This is a genomic window from Streptococcus sp. IsoGale021, from assembly GCF_031142795.1.
GTDB lineage: Bacteria > Bacillota > Bacilli > Lactobacillales > Streptococcaceae > Streptococcus > Streptococcus hominis.
Genome location: NZ_JAKZJH010000024.1, coordinates 1 through 962, shown reverse-complemented (window position 1 = coordinate 962; position 962 = coordinate 1). Strand labels below are relative to the sequence as shown.

At 41.8% G+C, this 962-nt stretch carries 1 protein-coding gene; it reads left to right on the top strand.

Annotated features, from left to right (window positions below; genetic code table 11):
- The first annotated feature begins 87 nt into the window (after nucleotides 1-87).
- Nucleotides 88-951, top strand: a complete 864-nt coding sequence (locus RG565_RS08945) for an IS982 family transposase (RefSeq protein WP_247937546.1) — start codon at nucleotides 88-90, stop codon at nucleotides 949-951.
- The last annotated feature ends 11 nt before the right edge of the window (nucleotides 952-962 follow it).

Below are 962 nucleotides of genomic sequence, written 5' to 3'. Positions count from 1 at the left end.
ACCCGTGGTGCTAGTTAAACTCAAAACACCATAAAAAGCCCATTTGGACTATACTGTAAGTGACGAAACAAACAGGAGGTTGTCCCAATGAGCCACTTACAGTATACCGCTAAATCCCATCATTTACAATGGAATATGAAGCCATTATCCAAAATTTGTCATCAGCTTTATCGGGATTATTGCCCCGATTCATTGAAGCATCGCCGGAATGTCAGCTTGTCAAAAGTTTCGGATGAATCTCTATTAGTCCTACTGTTATTGCAAGCTGGACTAAGAATCAAATCGCAACGTCATTTTCACCGAATCTGTCAACTATTTCCCTGTGGTCGACTGCTTGAAAGAAGTCGCTTTAATCGTCGCTCAAGACAGTTGATTTGGTTGCTACAACTCATTCGACAAGCGATGAATGACCAAGTGTCCTCTAATAATATTGTTATCATGGACAGTTTCCCTCTACCACTTTGTCAGTCTGTTCGCAACCATAGAGCAAGTATTTTCGAAGGAGTGGCAGACATTGGCTACAATGCGTCAAAACACCAGTGGTTTTACGGTTTCAAAGTTCACATGCTCGTTACCTTATCTGGCTATATTCTGAATTATATTGTCACCTCAGCTTCTGTTCATGATATCAAAGCGGTGGAGGATTTATTGGAAGACTGCCAACAATCTGTGATTTTAGCAGATTTAGGTTATCTCAGCCAGGCTCTTAAAGATCGGTTGAAACAGAGAGGGTATCATTTATGGACGCCCTTGCGTCAGAATATGGGAAGCGCGAGCCAGCATAACAATGGGAGATTACTGGCTATGAGGCGAACCATTGAAACTCGCTTTTCTGAGTTATGTGCTCTCTTTGATATGGAACACATCTTCGCCAGAGGAGTAGCTGGACTACAACTGAGGATTGAACAAATCCTATTGGCTTATAATTTGAGCTATTTTGAACTTAACTAGCACCACGGGTA

What these genes read in the sequence shown, in the direction of transcription:
- RG565_RS08945 (WP_247937546.1), top strand. Translation starts at nt 88, where the DNA reads ATGAGCCACTTACAGTATACCGCTAAATCCCATCATTTACAATGGAAT.